General features: G+C 32.9%; 19 protein-coding genes. 12 read left to right on the top strand and 7 right to left on the bottom strand.

The annotated features are described in order from the left end of the window. Positions 1-21: 21 nt before the first annotated feature. Positions 22-1,386, bottom strand: a complete 1,365-nt coding sequence (gene guaD, locus CW357_RS10335) for a guanine deaminase (RefSeq protein WP_119416396.1) — start codon at positions 1,384-1,386, stop codon at positions 22-24. A 260-nt stretch (positions 1,387-1,646) separates the two neighbouring features. Continuing rightward, on the bottom strand, positions 1,647-2,012 hold the full coding sequence (locus CW357_RS10330; RefSeq protein ID WP_119416395.1) for a hypothetical protein: 366 nt from the start codon (positions 2,010-2,012) through the stop codon (positions 1,647-1,649). Between the two features lie 194 nt (positions 2,013-2,206). Here CW357_RS10330 and CW357_RS10325 point away from each other — a divergent pair, with 194 nt between their 5' ends. The 7 genes from CW357_RS10325 to CW357_RS10295 all read left to right on the top strand — a co-directional run bounded on the left by CW357_RS10325 (position 2,207) and on the right by CW357_RS10295 (position 8,847). Then, entirely contained in the window at positions 2,207-2,455 is a 249-nt protein-coding gene (locus CW357_RS10325; protein ID WP_119416394.1) for a hypothetical protein, read from the top strand. Positions 2,456-2,490: 35 nt separating this feature from the next. After that, complete coding sequence (locus tag CW357_RS10320; protein WP_119416393.1) at positions 2,491-2,769, top strand: hypothetical protein; 279 nt, start codon at positions 2,491-2,493, stop codon at positions 2,767-2,769. Positions 2,770-2,936: 167 nt separating this feature from the next. Further along, positions 2,937-4,370: a 4-hydroxyphenylacetate 3-monooxygenase, oxygenase component gene (gene hpaB / locus CW357_RS10315; protein ID WP_119416392.1), complete on the top strand. Its 1,434-nt coding sequence runs from the start codon at positions 2,937-2,939 to the stop codon at positions 4,368-4,370. A gap of 123 nt (positions 4,371-4,493) precedes the next feature. Continuing rightward, entirely contained in the window at positions 4,494-4,769 is a 276-nt protein-coding gene (locus tag CW357_RS10310) for a YqhV family protein (protein ID WP_164489580.1), read from the top strand. 472 nt (positions 4,770-5,241) lie between these two features. Further along, entirely contained in the window at positions 5,242-5,502 is a 261-nt protein-coding gene (locus CW357_RS10305) for a hypothetical protein (protein ID WP_119416389.1), read from the top strand. A gap of 268 nt (positions 5,503-5,770) precedes the next feature. Further along, positions 5,771-7,132: a C40 family peptidase gene (locus tag CW357_RS10300; RefSeq protein WP_124217966.1), complete on the top strand. Its 1,362-nt coding sequence runs from the start codon at positions 5,771-5,773 to the stop codon at positions 7,130-7,132. 251 nt (positions 7,133-7,383) lie between these two features. After that, complete coding sequence (locus CW357_RS10295) at positions 7,384-8,847, top strand: methyl-accepting chemotaxis protein (RefSeq protein ID WP_124217965.1); 1,464 nt, start codon at positions 7,384-7,386, stop codon at positions 8,845-8,847. A gap of 178 nt (positions 8,848-9,025) precedes the next feature. On the opposite strand, the gene CW357_RS10290 is transcribed toward CW357_RS10295, so the two are convergent. Next, positions 9,026-9,562 (bottom strand): hypothetical protein, encoded by a 537-nt coding sequence (locus CW357_RS10290; RefSeq protein WP_124217964.1) that lies wholly within the window; start codon positions 9,560-9,562, stop codon positions 9,026-9,028. A 315-nt stretch (positions 9,563-9,877) separates the two neighbouring features. Between CW357_RS10290 and CW357_RS10285 the strand changes: the two genes are divergently transcribed. Together CW357_RS10285 and CW357_RS10280 are read left to right on the top strand one after the other, a co-directional pair. Beyond that, the gene (locus CW357_RS10285) at positions 9,878-10,462 is read left to right on the top strand and encodes a competence protein ComK (RefSeq protein ID WP_119416385.1); all 585 of its coding nucleotides are present in this window, start codon (positions 9,878-9,880) and stop codon (positions 10,460-10,462) included. A gap of 177 nt (positions 10,463-10,639) precedes the next feature. Then, on the top strand, positions 10,640-12,007 hold the full coding sequence (locus CW357_RS10280) for a S41 family peptidase (protein WP_119416384.1): 1,368 nt from the start codon (positions 10,640-10,642) through the stop codon (positions 12,005-12,007). Positions 12,008-12,085: 78 nt separating this feature from the next. Here the strand turns inward: CW357_RS10280 and CW357_RS10275 are convergent, their stop codons facing one another. After that, entirely contained in the window at positions 12,086-12,802 is a 717-nt protein-coding gene (locus CW357_RS10275; protein WP_119416383.1) for an S-layer homology domain-containing protein, read from the bottom strand. A gap of 154 nt (positions 12,803-12,956) precedes the next feature. Beyond that, positions 12,957-13,343, bottom strand: a complete 387-nt coding sequence (locus CW357_RS10270; RefSeq protein WP_233548101.1) for a PaaI family thioesterase — start codon at positions 13,341-13,343, stop codon at positions 12,957-12,959. Between the two features lie 231 nt (positions 13,344-13,574). Here CW357_RS10270 and CW357_RS10265 point away from each other — a divergent pair, with 231 nt between their 5' ends. Next, positions 13,575-14,057, top strand: a complete 483-nt coding sequence (locus CW357_RS10265; protein ID WP_119416381.1) for a hypothetical protein — start codon at positions 13,575-13,577, stop codon at positions 14,055-14,057. Beyond that, positions 14,045-14,335, top strand: coding sequence for a DUF2653 family protein (locus tag CW357_RS10260; RefSeq protein WP_119416380.1), 291 nt, complete (start codon positions 14,045-14,047; stop codon positions 14,333-14,335). Before CW357_RS10265 ends, CW357_RS10260 begins: the two co-directional genes overlap by 13 nt. A 120-nt stretch (positions 14,336-14,455) precedes the next feature. Here CW357_RS10260 and CW357_RS10255 read toward each other — a convergent pair whose 3' ends face one another. Continuing rightward, positions 14,456-16,090, bottom strand: a complete 1,635-nt coding sequence (locus CW357_RS10255) for a tetratricopeptide repeat protein (protein ID WP_233548100.1) — start codon at positions 16,088-16,090, stop codon at positions 14,456-14,458. A 372-nt stretch (positions 16,091-16,462) separates the two neighbouring features. On the opposite strand from CW357_RS10255, the gene CW357_RS10250 reads away from it, so the two are divergent. Beyond that, entirely contained in the window at positions 16,463-17,272 is an 810-nt protein-coding gene (locus tag CW357_RS10250) for an immunoglobulin-like domain-containing protein (RefSeq protein WP_124217963.1), read from the top strand. 65 nt (positions 17,273-17,337) lie between these two features. On the opposite strand, the gene CW357_RS10245 is transcribed toward CW357_RS10250, so the two are convergent. After that, on the bottom strand, positions 17,338-18,993 hold the full coding sequence (locus CW357_RS10245; RefSeq protein WP_124217962.1) for a tetratricopeptide repeat protein: 1,656 nt from the start codon (positions 18,991-18,993) through the stop codon (positions 17,338-17,340). Between the last annotated feature and the right edge of the window lie 901 nt (positions 18,994-19,894).

Genomic DNA, 19,894 nt, shown 5'->3' with positions numbered 1-19,894 from the left:
AAATAGTTAGGGCTTTTTATATTATCGAGAGTGAACGAGTTCTCCTTGTACCCATACTTCTCTAATATTTTCAGGTCTTGTTAAATACATGATTTTTTGAAATACATCTAGTAAATCTTCTTCCTCATTGAAAATGGGAAGTGTTGCAGTATCTATACTTGTATGAATTATTTGTACATCCCAAGCATAGTTTTCTTGTAATCTACCAACTGGTAAACTTAGACTTTCACCGCCGCCAGCAGTAGCAAAAAAGAATGCTTCGTTGATCGTGATGCGTGAATTTGGGACTCCACGCTCTTCAGTAGGAAGATAAGTATTGACTCCATCTTCTAACATTCTAGAGGAAATAACTGCTTGTTTAGCATTGTCATAAATGCTAGGTGAAAAGCCACCAGAGACATCTGTACCTAACCCAATATCGATTCCTTTGCTATGTAAATGGGCAATTGGAGTTACTCCATTAGCGAGATAGGCATTTGAAAGAGGGCAATGACCAATGGCAGTCCCTGTTTTAGCAAATAGCTCCGCATCATCGTCACTTAGAAAACTACAATGAGCCATGACAGATTTGTCACGCAACAGGCCAAAATCATGTAATGCAAAAGCGTCATTTTTTCCACAGCGTTCCTTTACATAACTATGTTCCCAATCTCCTTCACTACAATGTGATTGTATATGAGTATCATATTTGGAAGCGAGCTCGCCTAAGCCGATTAGAGCTTCATCTGTACAGCTAGGGATAAAGCGTGGTGTAACAACTGGATATACGCCTTGTTTCGTAGTTTTGGCTAATTCCTTTACAGCCATGATAAATTCTTCGGTATCTTTTAAAGCTGCTTCTGTACTCTCATCTCGATAGTAATCTGGATTTAAATTTGGATCGTCCATCACTACTTTTCCGACTAAACCTCGTTGGCCTTTCTTGGCACATATTTCAGCTAATAACAGGCTAGATTCTTTATGAACACTAGCAAAATACAATACAGTTGTTGTGCCATTTGCTAATAGGTGGCTTACCAAATCTCGATAGACGGTTTCAGCAAATTGCAAATCGGAAAATTTAGATTCAAGCGGAAATGTATAAGTATTTAACCAATCGTTGAGGGGAATATCTAAAGCAGTGCCTGATTGTGCCCATTGTGGTGCGTGAACATGTAAATCTATAAAACCAGGTAAGAAAAACTGTCCCTTGGATAAACGATGAAAATTATCTTTATTGAGATATGCTTCGATTATTTCTTGATATTCGGGTTCTTCTGGAGATACAGTTCGTTCAATCAAACCCTCTTCATTTATACAGAATAGATAGTTCTGTAAAACTTGTACTTCCTTCGGTGACTTACTTGTAAAAGCGGTACCTTGAAAAACTTGTGCATATTCTTTCATAGATGAACACCCCTTTGTATTCTATTTTTGGAATTATACTATATTTCTAGAATATGCAACAGTAAAAAGTCTGAAAAATTAGATAAAATATCACAATAAAAAGAGAGGAGATATAAAAGTTCTCCTCTCTATAAAGGCTCAATAAAAATCTTACATTAGCTTGAAACCAATATTCAATTATTAATTTTAGGTGAAGCTCTAAAATAATGGATGCCTAATCTTGAGCAGTACCAAATGAATTTAATCCCCATCAAAACAACTTAAATCCCAATCCCACCGCTCGCAGGCAGTATATCTTTTTCTTCATGGTCAACATTTATATTTTTTAAATCGTCTGTTGAAGGATTATCATGATTGAATTGATCAGTTTCAATAATTTTTGGCTCCTCATGATCTGGAGTGAACAATTTTTCTATCTTGTTATCAATCAATTCTATAGATGTTGAAAAAACGAATTTTATATCTTCAAATGCTGAGCTGATATTCGCGGGGGTTGATGAAAATAACTCAACATTTTTCTTATTCCATACATAGAGGTTAGTGGATGGGTTAGCCATTGTATAGTATGAACCGGCGACAAAAGAGATTGCACCAATAATTCCAACAGTAAAAAGCTTCTTAAACATTATTCCACCTCCCTTTCTAATAGATAAAAGCATTATTTCCATAAAGATGAAGAAATATAACTAAGTGTTGGAAGTAAAACTTAGAAATGGTAATAGAAGATATTAGCGCTTTTTAAGGCAGTGATAGATCTATCATCAAACTTTCTCATAAATAACTTCCTTTGTGGAAATATAAAGTAAATGGAGGTGATTTCATGAAAAAGGAAGAACGAAACAAAACAGAATTAGGTGTTGAAGAAGTAATTGGAAAAGGAACATATCCATCCGTCACAAGTAATGCGACGAAATTTGTTGTAGCAGAACTAGGAGGAACCGCCACTTCAGCTTATAGCCATCCAGTAAATTATAACAAGCCACCCATTTTCTCATCTGGTGGACTTAGTCTCCACGAAGCACAAGGGCAAGTTATAGAACCTCATACTGCGGAAGAAGAAAATAGCTAGAAGAATGTTCCCTTATAAAAAATGGAGGTGATTAAATGAGCAACAAAAAATACACAGAAGTTGGAACGGATATAGCCGAAGTGAAAAAACAAAATGCTCAATCAGGACCAACATTTAACGAAATAAAAGAAATAGCAGCAAACAACGAATTCGATCCAACGGCAAATGGGAATATGGTTGACCCGGATACGCCAAAAAAGTATACATGGACTGGAACGGATATTGAGGAAGTAAAAAGATTAAATGCCGAATCCGGTCCTAGTTACAATCAGATTTTTGAAATGCTCGACAGGGAACAATCAAATTTTGAATAGTAGCCTGATTTAATGCACTTTAGCTCAACCTCGCACCTTTCCACAGTGCGGGGTTATTTGTAGATATTAAGGTTACATCCCACTTAGCATATCGTCACCACCTATTTAACCTCTACATATAATAATTTAGGCAATTCAAATGGTTATTGATTACAAGGGGGAAGGTTATGCCCGTAAGAACAGGAGAGCAATACATTGACCGGATTAATGAATTAAATTCAGAAGTATGGTTAGGTGGCAAACGGGTGACAGGGAATATTTCGGAACATCCTGCTTTTAAGGGTGTTATGGAAAGCCAGGCTCGCCTGTACGATTTGCAAAATGAAGAAAAGTTTAAGAGTATGATGACTTATAAATCACCGACTACTGGAAATCCAGTCGGCCTTTCTTTTCTTATGCCTAAAACAAGAGAAGAATTAGCGCAAAAGAGGAAGATGGTGCAGCAGTGGGCAAGAGAGTCGAACGGTATGATGGGGAGAAGTCCAGACTATATGAACACCACTTTAATGACAATGGCTGCGTCGGCTCACCTATTAGAGGGAAAAGAAAATTGTTTTCCAGAAAACATAAAAGCTTATTATGAATACGTGCGTGAAAATGATTTATGTCTTACTCATACTTTTATTGAACCACAAGTAGACAGAAGTTATATCTATTATGAAAATTCAAAAGAACCGATTGCTGCTAAGATCATAGATAGAACGAAGGAAGGCTTAATCGTAAAAGGTGCAAGGCTGTTAGCTACACAGGGTGGAATTACAGACGAAATGTTATTAGTATCACCTGGAAGACCTTACAATGAGGAAAGTGGATTTGCCTTTTCAATTCCAAGTAATACAAAAGGTCTCAAATTTATCTGTAGAGAATCTTTCGTAGGTGGCGATTCAAAATTTAACTATCCGCTAAGTTCTCGCTTTGAGGAAATGGATTCGATTGTTGTTTTTGATAATGTTTTAGTGCCATGGGATCGCGTATTCTTTTATGACAATATTGATGTTGCGCAAAATTACTTAAACAAGTGCGGATTCCAACAATTTTCACTGCACCAAGTACTCTCACGCCAAATTGTAAAAACAGAATTTATGCTAGGGTTAGTGCAATCTATAATTGAAAGTATTAATATATCGAGTTATCAGCATGTACAAGAAAAAGCTACTGAAATTATCATTGCGCTTGAAACACTTAAGGCTCTAGTTCTAAAAGCTGAAGTAGAGGCCGATATAAATGATGCAGGTTTAATGCAACCAAATTCTATTGCACTAAGAATTGCCATCAATGTATTTCCTAAAGTATATCCTCGTTTTGCAGAAATTGTACAACAGCTAGGTGCAAGTGGTCTTATGTCTATCCCAACAGAAGAGGCATTTCAATCACCAATCCGACAAGATATACATCAATATTTGCAATCTGCAGCCGATAACGCAGAGGACCGTGTGAAACTATTCCGCTTAGCATGGGATGCAACGATGAGTGCTTTCGGTACACGTCAAACTTTATATGAACGCTTCTTCTTTGGAGACCCAGTACGAATATCCATGGCACTTTATGATGAGTATGACAAAGCGCCATACGTAGATATCGTAAAGAAAAAGTTAGAATAAAGATTTTTAAACAAAAAGTCATTTGATCACTTTTTAGATCAGATGACTTTTTTGCGTTGAACAATGAAAAATAATTAAACAAGACAAGACATATATTGAAAATAATAAGTCAATTAAGATTGGATGATGAAAATAATTGAAAAATCTCTACTTTTAATGGTAATTTTACGTCTACTATCTGGCAGTATTGAAGTAACAGCAGCTCTATTTATGCTCAAATTCAATAGCTTAGAAAAAGCCTTCTATATCAATACGATGTTAGCTTTAGTCGGACCAACAGTATTAATCGTAACAACTGCCATCGCCTTATTTGGACTTGCAGATAAAATATCAATCCCCAGAATGATCTGCCTCTTTGCAGGCATCACACTTATACTCGTCAGTTTAAATGCGAAATAGAAAAGCTTTTATTAAGAAACTGATTGAGCTGTGCAAAAGGGGCTGTGAGCTGTGCAAAAGGGGCCGCGAGTTGTGCAAAAGGGATTGCGAGTTGTGCAAAAGGGATTGCGAGTTGTGCAAAAGGAGCTGAGTTGTGCAAAAGGAGTAGTGAGTTGTGCAAAAGGGGCCGCGAGTTGTGCAAAAGGAGTAGTGAGTTGTGCAAAAGGGGCCGCGAGTTGTGCAAAAGGGGCTGAGTTGTGCAAAAGGGGCCACGAGTTGTGCAAAAGCAACCACCTCCCCATGCAAAAGCGGCCCAAAGTTATCACAAAGAGAAAACCGATTTACTATGAAAGAAATCCTATATTAAATCCCATAATCGATAGCAGCTACCTAAAATAAATTCCACTTTAATGTTTTAACAGAAGCTAAATGGATATCCTATAGAAGTTAAAAACAATTTATCACTGAAACGTATTCGAGGTGGAAAGAAACGATGAAAGAATTTAAAGTTACTTATTTTTTTGATAAAGAACATTATGTTAGACGATTTATATTCATGGAATCACAAGAAGAAGCGGAAAATCTTATTCAACGCGAACGTGATCAATATATTTCATTTATGGACAATAGAGGAATATATCATGAGTTAAATACAGAAAAGGTTCGGATGATCCAAATATCGGAATATCATAGAGTAGATAAAACTAAAAAGGAAAAAGAAACCTATAATCAGGATTACAACTTTTATTCTTAATATATTATTCCATACAAAAGATTCATCACAAAATAAAATAATGAATCTTTTGTATACTGCATAATAGAAAAAATGACAAACAACTATTGAATGCTACTAAACTATAAATTTATTAAAACTACAGCGAAAAAACAAAAATATAATAAAAAAATCAAAAATTCATCATATTGTAATCTAAAATAATATTTTGTAATATTAATATTACAGTTTTGTTACATAACTCTTATATAATAGATTACAATAGCTAATCTAAGGGAGTTCAAATAAATTGAAAAAAACTATCATCTCAGCAATGGCATTAAGCTCGATTATGCTTTTCTCAACAATTAGTAACGAAACAACCGCTTCTGCAGCGAATACATATACAGTTAAAAAAGGCGATACATTATCTGGAATTGCCAAGAAATATGGCGTGTCTTATAAAACACTAATGAGCTGGAATAACTTAAAATCAACAAATATTAAATCTGGCCAAAAGTTAAAAGTTACAGGATCAACAACTAAAACAGCAAAAACTGCTAGCTCAACAAAAGCAACTTCTACATATACAGTTAAAAAAGGCGATACATTATCTGCAATCGCAAAAAAATACGGTGTATCGTACAAGACACTAATGAGTTGGAATAATTTAAAATCAACAAATATTAAATCTGGCCAAAAGTTAAAAGTTACAGGATCAACAACTAAAACAGCAAAAACTGCTAGCTCAACAAAAGCAACTTCTACATATACAGTTAAAAAAGGCGATACATTATCTGCAATCGCAAAAAAATACGGTGTATCGTACAAGACACTAATGAGTTGGAATAATTTAAAATCAACAAATATTAAATCTGGCCAAAAGTTAAAAGTTACAGGATCAACAACTAAAACAGCAAAAACTGCTAGCTCAACAAAAGCAACTTCTACATATACAGTTAAAAAAGGCGATACATTATCTGCAATCGCAAAAAAATACGGTGTATCGTACAAGACACTAATGAGTTGGAATAATTTAAAATCAACAAATATTAAATCTGGCCAAAAGTTAAAAGTTACAGGATCAACAACTAAAACAGCAAAAACTGCTAGCTCAACAAAAGCAACTTCTACATATACAGTAAAAAAAGGCGATACATTATCTGGAATTGCTAAGAAATATGGCGTGTCTTATAAAACACTAATGAGCTGGAATAACTTAAAATCAACAAATATCAAAACTGGTCAAAAGTTAAAAGTTAAAGGCACAGCTAAAAAAGTAAGTAATAGTGTTGCAACAAATTCAGCAAATACAAAATTACAAAGAGCAGTATCAATTGCACTAGGACAACAAGGAGTGCCGTACGTATTTGGTGGCTCATCACCTAGTGGCTTTGATTGTAGTGGACTTGTCTATTATTCATATAGAAACGCAGGACTTTCCGTTTATCGCACGACAGCAGCTGGATTCTATTCAATCTCAACACCAACTAGCTCACCTAAAGTAGGCGATATGGTATTTTTCAAAAATACTTATAAAGCAGGTATTTCTCACATTGGTCTTTATATGGGCAACGGTAGATTTATCGCAGCTAGCGGAAATAAAGTGCAAATTAGTTCTGTATACGAATCATATTGGAAAGCACATTTCGCAGGATACAGACATCTATAATTATAAAAAAATAGTATTAAATATAGCCATCTAATCTATATGATTAGATGGTTTTTTTGTTTTCAACAATGCATCTTTTGTCTAAAAGTATTTAATATTTTAATAGTTAATATTATTGTTTATAAGTATATAAACTGATATAATTTCAAATAAATAGATAAAAACATTACTAAATACCTAATAAAGATATTTAATGTTAGTCTTATGCATTACATACTAATACGCTAGGATAAATAGAGGAGTGCGAAAATATGACTATTGAAGATTTGAAGATGGATGATTTAAAAAAGAAAAATAATTATTTATTTTTGGTAATTAGTATTGCTGCCGGCTTAGGGTTTATTGCACAATTAGTGTTTGCCTCAATGCTAGTCGTAACTATATCCGTAGGAGGTGCCTTACTTTTAGCAGTAGTAGCTTTTCTATTGCAGAAAAGATTTGATGCTTTTAAAGGATATTTTCCATACATCATGGTTGTTATTGTCTTCGCACTTATTATGATATTAATCATAGGTGAAGGAACGAGCAAACTTGGAACAATTGCATTGTCATTCTTTTTAATTATGCTTTCTAGTATTCACTCAAATTTAAAAGTATTTATAACAGGTATCATATTAGGTGCAATATCCATTTATATGAATATTATTAATTTCAATGAAAATTTAAGTATAAGTGATCAAATCCCGAATTTAGTATTAATCTTTGGCTTAATCATGATTGGCTTATTCTTGCAAATTCGCCAAAATGGTAATGTGCTGGGACAAACAATAGACTTGTTACGTACGGTTCATGAAAAATCTGAGGAAGAAAAAATAGCTGCCAACAAACTTTCGGAAGCAGTTCATGTAATTACAACAAATTTAGAAAAAATAAAAACAAATGCTGAAAATACAAGTGCTTCTCAACAAGAAATGTTAACTGCTGTTGATGAAGTGAGTGCTGGAGCTGAACAGCAAACAAATCGTATTAATGATATTGTGAAGAATATCCAAAACTCAAATGAAACAATCCGTGAAATGGAACAGTCATTGCAACAGGCCATGAATTCAACAACTGAAGCTGGTGAACAAGCAACAAATGGTACAGGCAATATGACAAAAGTAAAAGAGGAAATAGATAGTTTCCAAGACTTCTTCTTAGACTTATCTACATCTTTTAAAAATTTAACAGCGAAAATCGAAGAAACAAATTCATTTACTGCTGCTATTAAAGGGATTACCGAACAAACGAATCTACTATCGTTGAATGCTTCAATTGAAGCGGCGAGAGCAGGTGAGCACGGTAAAGGATTTGCAGTTGTAGCAGAAGAAATTCGTAAATTAGCATCAACATCAGCTGATGCATTAGTAAAAATCGAACAGAATCTCCAAAGTGTAAATGAATACAATAAAAGTACTTTAGACCAAATTCAAGATGGTTCTGAACGTATTAATCGCCAAGTGGCAGCTGCAGATAGTTCCGCAACTGCATTTAACACATTGTATATGACGATGGAAGGTCTCCAACAAAATATGCAAATAGTTTCTGAAAAGGTAACGGCAGTTGAAACTAATGCTCGTACAATTGAAACAAACACAAGCGAATTTGCGGCCATTATTGAAGAAAGTACAGCAGCACTAGAAGAACTTGGTGCAACGCTTGTAAGTTTAGCTGAGGATCAAAGAAAAACAGTCGATTATGTAACGGAAACATATAGTATTGCAACAGATTTGTAACAGTATAGCCCAACATATTTAAATGCAAAAAATACCAAGATCATTTAATAGGCCTTGGTATTTTTTATATTTGAAGCGTTGTAAAAATTGATCCTATTTTAACAAGTTATACATACAAATAACTTTATCTAGTCAAACCCCCAAGCCAAGTAGTTAAATGTCACATATACTGCATTGACTAACATGCAAAGGAGAGAAAAAATGGTTCAACCTTTCGATGGATTTGGAAGTAAGAGTCCTGGGTATCAATGGAATCCGTGGCACTCAGAGGACAAATGGAATACAGGCTCAAATTGGCATTCAGAGGATCAGTGGCCACAAGATAATAAACAGTACCAAATTCAACAAAACCCGAGCAACCAATGGAGCCCAGGTCAACATTCCCCAAGTAACCAATGGAATCCAGGTCAACAAAACCCAAGTAATCAATGGAACCCAGGTCAACAAAACCCAAGTAATCAATGGAAACCGAGTCAACAAAACCCGAGTAATCAATGGAACCCAGGTCAGCACTACCCAAGCAATCAGTGGATGCCGGGTCAACACTACTACCCAAGTAATCAGTGGATGCCGGGCCAACACTACTACCCAAGTAATCAGTGGATGCCGGGCCAACACTACTACCCAAGTAATCAGTGGATGCCAGGTCAACACTATCCAAGCAATCGATGGCACCAATGGAACCCGGGTCATCCTTGGATGTAAATAAAACCAAAAGGCATCTCACCTATAGAGATGCCTTTTATCTTTGCATAAGTCTAGCATTTGGTTAAACTCCTTAGAAACCCCTCGAAAAAAGAAATAAATCAAGCCTTCACAAAATATACAAAAATTAAATAAACAAATAAACTAAAAACAGAAAAATTTTGACAGTTAAAAATACTGATTATAAAATAATATTAATAGATAATCTAACTATGACATTTATACTTTGTTTTTGATGAGGTTTATTGAAAAGAAGTATATTTATGGGAGTTTAAACCTAAAAACGAATTAAAAAGTAAATTTAATTTAAAAGGGAGGGTAAATAATGCTAGAAGATGTTTACATAGTAAATGAAAATACAATGGCATTTATACCAGACTTTAATGGCAATGGTGGTATCGAAACATGGATCCTAGAAGTGGGAATCCTAAAAAAGTGTCATTTAAATCCATTAGAACTTATTGATTATAATTTACGCTTTTTTGGCTCTAGTTTGAAAGGGGCTAATGAAGGCACTCGTCATATTTTAGGTGAAGTTCAGATGTTTCCAATCATTATTAATCTGAAACGTCTTTTAGTTTGGCTTCCAACGACATCTCAAAAAAATAAAGATTGTATTTGGATCGCTCTTGATCATATTAAAGATTATAGTAAAAAATATCATAATACTGAAATCCTCTTCACTAATGGTTCATCAATATTACTTCCAATAAGCTTTCGTTCTTTTGAAAAAAGAATTCATCGAGCATATGAACTAAAATTCAAGTTAGAATACCATGCAAATTATTTACGCATTCCTACTAATATCAAGGATACCTTTCTACAATGTGAAATTGTAAAAGACGATGATGATATGAATTATAAAATATATAGAAAAGAGAAAAGAATAAAGAATCATTTTGATAACTAAAAGAAATATTTTATAAAGAAGTCGAAGTTGCTTGTTAAATTGAAAGCGGTTACTCAATTGTGAAAGAATCACCTGCTACAACACTATATTTAACTTCTAACGATAAAATATTCATAGTTTACCCACTCTATCTTTCAAAAAGGTACAATAGATTAAAAGATAAAAGTGGGGGATTTCATGAAAATATTTAAAATTTTTAGCTCTAGTGTATTAATGATTATGCTTTTATTATTTGCATCGTCTAGTGCTTATGCAGCTGAACCCTTAGGTGAAGTTAAAAATATCGTAAAAGAGTATTATTATCCAAAAGTATCAACAGACGCACTGAATAGTACTAGGATTGATGAATTGATGAAGCAGTTGGATCCTTATTCAGTTTATATGACAAGAGAAGAATATCAGACTTTTGAAAATGCCATTAAAAGAAAATTTGTAGGTATCGGTATTACTATTTTAGAGGATAAAAAGGGTTTGAAAATTGTCTCTATATTAAAAAATAGTCCTGCAGAACTTGCCGGTCTAAAAGCGGGAGATATTATTACTAAAGTTAATGGTGAAAATATAGCTGGGGAATCTTCTGAAATGATCACTTCGCGTATTACAGGTAAAGAGGATACTAAAGTACATATATCAGTTTTCAGGCCTTCTACCAAAAATACATTTGACCAAAAAATTACTCGGAAAGTTATTAAATTACCCAATGTAGAAACCAAAAAACTTGCAGGAAATATTGGGTTTATCCGATTAAACAGTTTTTCGGATGAAAGTGCAAAAGAAATACAGAATGCTATTAAGTCTATGCCTGGGATGAAAGGATGGATTTTTGATCTCCGCAGTAATGGTGGAGGATACGTGGATACTGCACAAAAAGTAATAGGGATTTTTCCAAAGGCTACATATGCTTTTGTATACAAAGCAAAAGCAGGAGATTTTCAGATTTACGATGCTATCAAACAAAAAGTTCAGTGGAATAAGCCAGTATCAATCTTAACAGATGCCAACACAGCAAGTGCATCAGAAATGACTGTTGCAGCGGCAAAGGATTTCAAATTAGCGAAGATTTATGGACAAACGACATTTGGTAAAGGGGTTATGCAAAGTATTATTCCTTTAAGTGATGGAAGTATCCTTAAGTTAACAACGGCAGAATTTTTTGGACCTAACTTATATAAGATTAACAAAAAAGGTGTCAAACCTGATATTCCAACAGCAATAGGGAAAGAATTAGAAAAAAGTCATAATGATTATTTGTTAAAACAATTAAAAAGCTATAAGAAACGTTCCAATATAGAGAAGAGTGTATCATCTCAATCTATGCAAGTAAAAACTAGTAAGGACTTGTCATGGACCACGCTCAAAAATTCTAAAGTATATTTATGGAAAATTGGTGGAACATCGCGCAAAATAATTGTCAAACAGACTTCGGGCAAAAAGCTGATTATTACACCAAGCAAACAACTGAAATCTGGTACAACCTATTATTTAGTCGTTAATCCTAATGAAAAAAATAAGAAAGGTACCTATAGTAAAGTTGTAATCAAATAGTACTTCGCACTATTACATTCATACGAACCTAAAAAGTGGTCATCCATCTACATTTGTAGATTATGACCACTTTTTGTATTAATCATCATCTTCAGTTTCATCTATATCGCTATCAGATGAATCTGGCATGCTATCGATTTCTTCAGCCATGGACTCATCAAGTTCATCTTTTGCATCTAGTGCCTTTTTCAATGCAATTGCAAAATCAGCACGATTCATTTTCTTTTCTGGAAGGAACTTTTTAGATGAATTACCTTTTAAAATATTGTATGAAGCAGCTGTTGAAATATAGTCTTTATATGAATTATGTTTAGTTACATCTACATACTCTTTACCTGTTTTTATAGGTAGGTTAAATGCATTTACAATGAGTTTTGCCGCTTCTTGTCTTGTAATTGTATTTTGTGGATAAAACTTCGAGCCATGATCAAATGCGTCAATTGATGTTAAAGCGATAATATATGAATAGTTTGATGTCTTATGTGAGACATCTTCAAATGAAATATGACTTGCTAACTTTACTTCGCTTGAAATATCATTTGCTTTACCAACAAATTTAGCAGCATCAGCTTTTGTAACTGCTTTTTTGGGCTTGAAAGCTGCATTTTTGTATACATTCATGTAATCCATACTTGTGACATACAAGACGGAGGAGTATGCGGGATGCTGTTTATTTAAATCGGAGAACTTCATGATAATTGCTGCATTTGCAGTTAATCCATAAAATAAACTGCTTACTAACAGCGATATTGTAGTAAACAAAAGAATCAAATTATTCCTTTTACTATATTTCATCAAAATCTCCCCAAATCTCTTAATTTTCTCAATTATACCTAAATTTGATTACAAATTTGTAACAGGTATATTTCAAGTTAAGTATATTTGGGGGGTTTTATGTCACATAGATAGTTTAATATAACTATAATAATCCTATTAGATATAGGTGAAATTAATGAGTTCCTTTAAAGGTGGCTGTTGCAAAGCCTACTAGTTCCTGATCTTCGTTATATAATCGTCCTTCTAAAATGACGGTTGAACGTGTTTGAGAGATAACACGACCCAATGCTTGAATTCGACCTTTTGTAATAGGTTTTAAAAATCTTGTTTCCAATTGTATTGTAACGACTTTATCAAAGCCAAGAGTGTGAGTTGCGATCCCCATTACTGTGTCAAGAGCTGCCATAAAGACACCACCGTGTAAAGTTCCTACAACATTTGTTAAATCTTCACGGTAGTTAAAGGCAATTTCAGCAACTCCATCTTCTGCATGAATATACTCAAAACCAAGTGTTTGCCAGAAAGTACTTTGTTCAAAACGTTGTTGAACGGTTTTCATTGTTGTCAAAATATCTCCTCCTGTACTATTACTATAACTTTTTAAGTCATATTAGAAAAGGTATATTCTAAAAAAGACGGACCTCAAGTTTTGTGAAATAGGATATAAGTTGTCGCTAATTAATCGCCTAAAAAAATTTTCTTGAGCCTTAGCGTTTCATTTTATAAAAGAGACGGTAGATGATAAAATGGTAGTAAGTTAAAAAACTTAAATTTATCGGAGGGTTTTTAATTGAAAAAACTTGCAGCAGCTTTATTTGCAGCTACACTTACTTTCTCAACTGTTGGGCCAATTGTTATGGATAGTCATCAAGGAACAATCACAGCGGAAGCAAAAGGTTACAAATCAGGAAAACGTGGATTTAACTCAAACGGAAGTTCAAATAATAATTCATTCTTTAATAACAATAAATCAAATACAAATAGCAATACAAAAGACAACAATAGCATCAATAACAAAACAACAAACAATAAAACAAATACAGCAAATCCTACAACCAATAAAGGTGGCTTCCTAAAAGGGATGATGGTCGGTGGGTTAGCAGGTATGTTATTTGGCGGTATGATGAGTCATATGGGAGCAATGGGTAATTTCTTCGGATTACTTATTAATGTGATTGCCATTTTAGTGTTAATCATGTTAGTCATGAAAATCTTCCAAATGTTCACACGTAACAAAAGAAAAGAAGAGGATCGTAACGTATGGAAACGATAACACTTTCAGAAGATAATCTTATAAATGCATTATGTGTCTACCATGCGAGACAAATCAATGTAATGCCAGAAAATGTTGAAATTGAACTTTGCTTCGATGACGATGAAGGCTATTATGCAGAAGCCTATTATAATGGTCGAAAAGATACGTATCGAGTAGCTAATATGTTATCGGCAATTCGAGTCTTTTTACAAGAAGAAGTGAATATCGACCCATATGCCGCAAGCATTCGTCTAGAAATTGATGATGAACAAGGCATGATTGCTATTGTTGAATAATATTAAAAAGTTGGGTTAAAAGTGGTTCAGCCCATATAAAAAAGGAAATTGCATTATGCAATTTCCTTTTTATTTTGGACATATGTGATGTCTTTTATCCTTTAAAGCGTTTAATCTGCCTTATTCTTTTCCCTTTAAATCAGCAATTTTTTCTCGGATCTTTTTCGAACGAATCTTCTTATTAGTAGCTTCTAGCATTTTTTCAGCTTTTGCTGATTCTCCATTAGCTATATAAATATCGGCCAATAGGAGGTAGAATCTTGATAAATCAGGGTGTATTTCGATAGCCTCATGTGTATATTTTTCAGCTTCCTCCAGTTTTCCTATTTTTATCAAAATTTCAATACGAAGAGCAAGTGAACGATCATATTTTGGTGCTAATTCCACGGATCTATTTGCTAAAGCTAAAGCCCATTTCATTTTCTTATGTCTACGACAGTGAATTCCTAGCACTCGATGGTATTCCGCAGACTTTGTATGCAATTTTCGATCATAGTCTGGTATTGGTTTTTCAGACAAAAATAATGTAACGATTTCTTTTAAAACTCCAGCTTCCCTTAAATAAGTTGGCACACGATGCCCAGCATAGTAGAATTTTTTATAAATCGCATTAGGATAAGAATGCATAATCTCTTTTGTGATATAAGGATTATCCACTTTTTCCTTTGGATCGTAACAAATAGTTGGTTGAATATCCTTATTTACTGGGTGAGATAAAGGATGTAAAAACTTGTTGTATTTTCGTTCCTTCGTACCATATATAGGGTGAGCTGGGTTTCTAGGTGCCATAGATAATATTTTGCAATCAGGTATCGTAGAACCTAGAAATAACGCGTTATAACCACCTAAACTTGTGCCGTACGCAAATCTTTTATCGTAATAGGACACTAACTTTTCGATTGCATGATAGTAATCTTCTCTAGTAATATCCTGATGATAATTATTTGCAGTCCTACGTCGAAGCGAGATTAAATCGACACCTTGCTTCTTCAAGAGTTTATACGCAAAAGGTTTCCCTGTAACTGTTTTATCAATAGCATCAAATGTAGCAACCATCCGTTTTGTTGGATGAATATACTTATAAAACTCGATGGAACTTTCTCCATTATTGAAAATTACTATTTTCTCATAATTATCTTTATAAATTTCAGGAAGGAGTTCTGCGTAGTTTTCATTGCAATATGCGAATTGTTTCTCGGCTTCTTCAAAACGCCCAGCAGCCATATGAACCATTCCGATTTTCATATTCAATTTGACAAGTGATTTTGTATCTTTTTCTAAAGATTTTAGTTTTTCAAAATAAGAAATCGTCTCTTCAAAATGACCAAATTCTAAAGATAGTTCAATAATTTTATAAAGCAATTCTTTTTGTTCTGGATTAGTTTGTAACTCCATTTTTAATAATTCTAAAGAAGTTTTATATTGATGATTTTTTAGAAATATTCTTTGTAAAAATTCAAAAAATCTAATGGGCTTTTTATTTAATACTCTTTTGATCGTTCTAGGTATATGCAATGATTTTCCTCTATCAATATTATGGTTTGCATAAAATGTCCATAATGCACGATGTAATGAAAGGCTTGTTGGATATACTTGAAGTCCCTCTTGTAAAATGTACATTGCATCAGTTAAATTGTTGGCCTTTTCATAAATGGAAGCTAATTGAATATAGCTTTTTGTCCTTGGCTTTTCTTCTTTTTGTTGTATCAATTGTTTTGCAATCTGATCCGCCAAATCTACGGTGTTCGTCTGCATTTTCAATGTAAATATCTCCTTTAGTATCTTTAAAATCAAGTTGGAAACTTCTCTACAATAATATTTAATCATAGAACTAACACCAATACTTAATAAAAAATAAAACTTAACATGATATTAAGAAATTAGTTATATTATTGTCATATTTAAGTGGATGAATACACACTTGTAACCTTTTTGAAAAAATACAAACAACATTTAATATTAATGGAAGAATGTTATATTTATATAATAATTAAATGCTATTTGTAATAAAAATATATCATTTTTTATGCTAGTATATTTTGTAAGGATTGCTAAGGGATAATATGGTATTAAGCCATATAAAGCTGAAGTATCTTTGCTATTTTAATAGTTAAGGGAGAAAAAACAATGACAAAATTTGCGCAAAAAATGATTAAATCTGCAGCGGCGTTGGCTTTAGGTGCGTCTGTATTAACAACAGCAGTAGTGTCTGGTGACGCATCAGCATCTGCTAAAACTACTTGCAAAGTTTCACATGGTAAACTAATTAACGCTAAAAGTAAAAAAGTAATTGCTGGATTTAAAATGTTCAATTCAGTACTTTATAAAAACGGTAAAAAATTCACCGGTGTTTATAAAGGTAAGTATTATAAACAAGGAGAACTTTATACAGGTTTAGTTAAAAAGATTTATTTCAAAAAAGGTGTAAAAGCCAATGGTACATTTAAAGGCGTTTATTACAAATATGGTAAACCGTTTACTGGAGAAAAAGGTCATGTGCATTTTAAAAATGGTAAAAAATTAAACCATGTAACTGTAAAAGGTATTTACTATATTAATGGAGTTCGTGCTACTGGTGTTTATGAAGTTAACGGTAAAAATGTACAATTTAAAAACGGTAAAGCAGTAGCAGACCACAAAGCTCCAGTCATTACACTTGAAGGCGGCGCTAAAAAAATCTACAAAGTCAAAAATGGTGAAGAATTTACTGCACCAAAAGCTACAGCAAAAGATAATTTAGATAAAACAGTTACAGTTACTACAAAAATTTTCAATCCACAAGGAAAAGTGATTGATCATATTGATACTACTGTAGCAGGAATTTACAAGATTAAATATTATGCGAAAGACTTGGCTTTCAATAAAGCTAAAATAACTGTTACTGTGGTGGTTGAACCAGCTAAACCCGACACACCAGTCGTAACAGCAGATAAATAAGATACGATATTTTGATTTATATAGAGGCCAACGAAAGAGAATTTACTTTTTGTTGGCCTTTTTGATTAGGCATTCTGATATTCCGTTTGTTTTTTTAAAGACTTGAGTTTTTTTACGATTTTTTTCGATTTGGTTTTCTTTCTTGCAGATTCTAATATATCTATAGCCATATACAACTCATCTTTTGAAATATAAGCATCAGCTAGTAGAATATAAAATCGCGCTAAATTAGGGTGGATTTTTATCGCTTCTTTAGCGTATTCAATACATGTATCAAATTGTTTTAAGCTAAGTAATACTTCAATTCGAAGTGCTAAAGAACGATCATATGTTGGTGCTAATTCTACTGATTTGTTTACTAAATCTAGTGACCAACGTAGTTTTAAATCACGTTTACATGCCAGTGCTAAAATCCGGTGATATTCTGCAGACTTACTATGCAATTTTGGACTATAATTCGGAATTGGCTCTTCTGCTAAAAAGCGAGAAACTATATCTTTTAGTACACCAACTTGTTGTAAATATAAAGGAACACGATGTCCAGCATAATAGAAATATTTGAAAGTAGCATTAGGATAAGACTTTTGAATTTCTTCTGTAATATAATGCTGGTCAATTCTTTCTTTCGGGTCATAGCATATGATTGGCTCAACTTCGGTGTTTACAGGATGAGATAACGAATGTGTAAATTCAGAGTTTCCTCTTATCTTAGATCCATAGTTTGGATGAGCAGAATTTCTCGGTGCAAGAGATAAGATTTTACATTCTGGAATAGTTGAACCGAAATATAAAGAACAATAACCACCTAAACTTGTCCCGTATGCAAATCTCTTTTCATAAAATAACACAAGTTTTTCAATCGTTTGATAATATTCTTCTCGTGAAAGATCCTGATGATAATTGTCTACTGTTCTTCGTCTAAGCGAGATTAAGTCAACTGATTTCTTTTTAAGAATTGAAAAAGCAAATGGTTTAGCTTTGTTTGTTTTATCAATAGAATCAAATGTTGCAACAACTCGCTTCGTTGAACAAATATTTTTGTAATATTCGATTGAACTTTCCCCGTTATTGAAAATAACCAATTTTTCATAACCGTCTTTATAAATTTCAGGCAACAGATCATTATATTCTTCGCGACAATAAGTGAATTGTTTTTCACCTTCCTCAAAGTCTCCGCTAAGTATATAAACCATTCCGATTTTCATATTCAATCTAATAATCTCATCGGTATCATTGACTAATTCCTTGATGGTTTCTAAATAAGAAATAGCTTCCTTATAGTAACCGAGATTTAGAGATTTTTGAGTTGCATCATATAATAGATCAATTTGCTGTGGAAATTTCCGCAACTGCAATTGAGTAATAGAAAGAGACAATTCATATTGACGAGTTTGAAGTAGTAATCCCTGTAATCGATCAAAAAATTTAATAGGCCTTTTCTGAATCCAACTCTTAAGGACCCTTGGTATATATTTTATTTTTTCCTGCTGCTGCTTTTGTTTAGTGTATAACGACCATAATGCACGATGAAGAGCTATGCTATTTGGGTGTTCTTGTATGCCTTCTTGCAAAACGTATTTTGCTTTATCAAGCTTATCAATTTGTTCGAAAATATAGGAAAGCTCGAGATAACTAGTATCGCTAGGTGTTGCTTCTTGAAGTTGAATGATCCGATCTGTAATTTTTCTCACTAAACTTTCTACATTCGACAATGTTTTCAATATAAAAGCTCCTTTAAGTAGTTCTATATTAATTTAAACATATTTATCTATCGCATTAGCTGGAAAAGTCTTCATTTAATAAATTATTAAAACACATGTAATAAGTTTGTTACATATCGAAAAAATATTAATGTAATTGTAACTTGATTTATATAAACACCTATAGATGGCGATTTCATATTGCATATAAATAGAAGAAAAAATAGTTCTATTGAGCCGAAACGTGCATAATTGTCTGATAATCCTTGAATAGATTAATTCCCACTATAATAATTCGTGGATAATTTTGAATCCATAATCTTATTAGACTAATTTTTAAAGGGAGTTTGGGCTAGCTATTTAATACAACCATAATTAGTAAAAAAATGACCATAAACACTAATGATTGTCGGGAAATGTCGAAAAACATTTAATTTAGCAAGATTAAATCCGTACAATTAGGTAAAATGGAACTGTTCTATTTAAAACTGTACTATATAATTTCCATTCTAAAACAGTAAAAAAAGGTAAGTAACTACATACTTTCTTCGTTTTAAACTGTAAAATACTATAAAATATCCGAGTTAATAAGTCACTAAACATTTTCTAATATAATTTCATATTTTTAAATTTGTAATATTTATACTTATATATCTGAAATTTCATAAAGAGATAATATTTTTTATGATTTAATGGTATCTATAAAAGGTAAATTATATAAAATTATTAGGAATAATTAATTGTTATTCGTATTTTGGGTAAAAAAACATCTTATACTATTAAAAATATTAAATATTTATGATAATATAGTCATCAAGGATTACTTAACGGAGATATTTGAAGTATCATCGGGAATATGAGTACATTTTGTGATCCACAATAATTCATTTATTAAAGCCCAGGGGTGAAATGTCAATCATAA

This window comes from Rummeliibacillus sp. TYF005 (assembly GCF_003844195.1).
Classification (GTDB): Bacteria; Bacillota; Bacilli; order Bacillales_A; family Planococcaceae; genus Rummeliibacillus.
The sequence above is the reverse complement of the archived record's forward strand: the minus strand, read 5'-3'. Positions and strand labels throughout refer to the sequence as shown.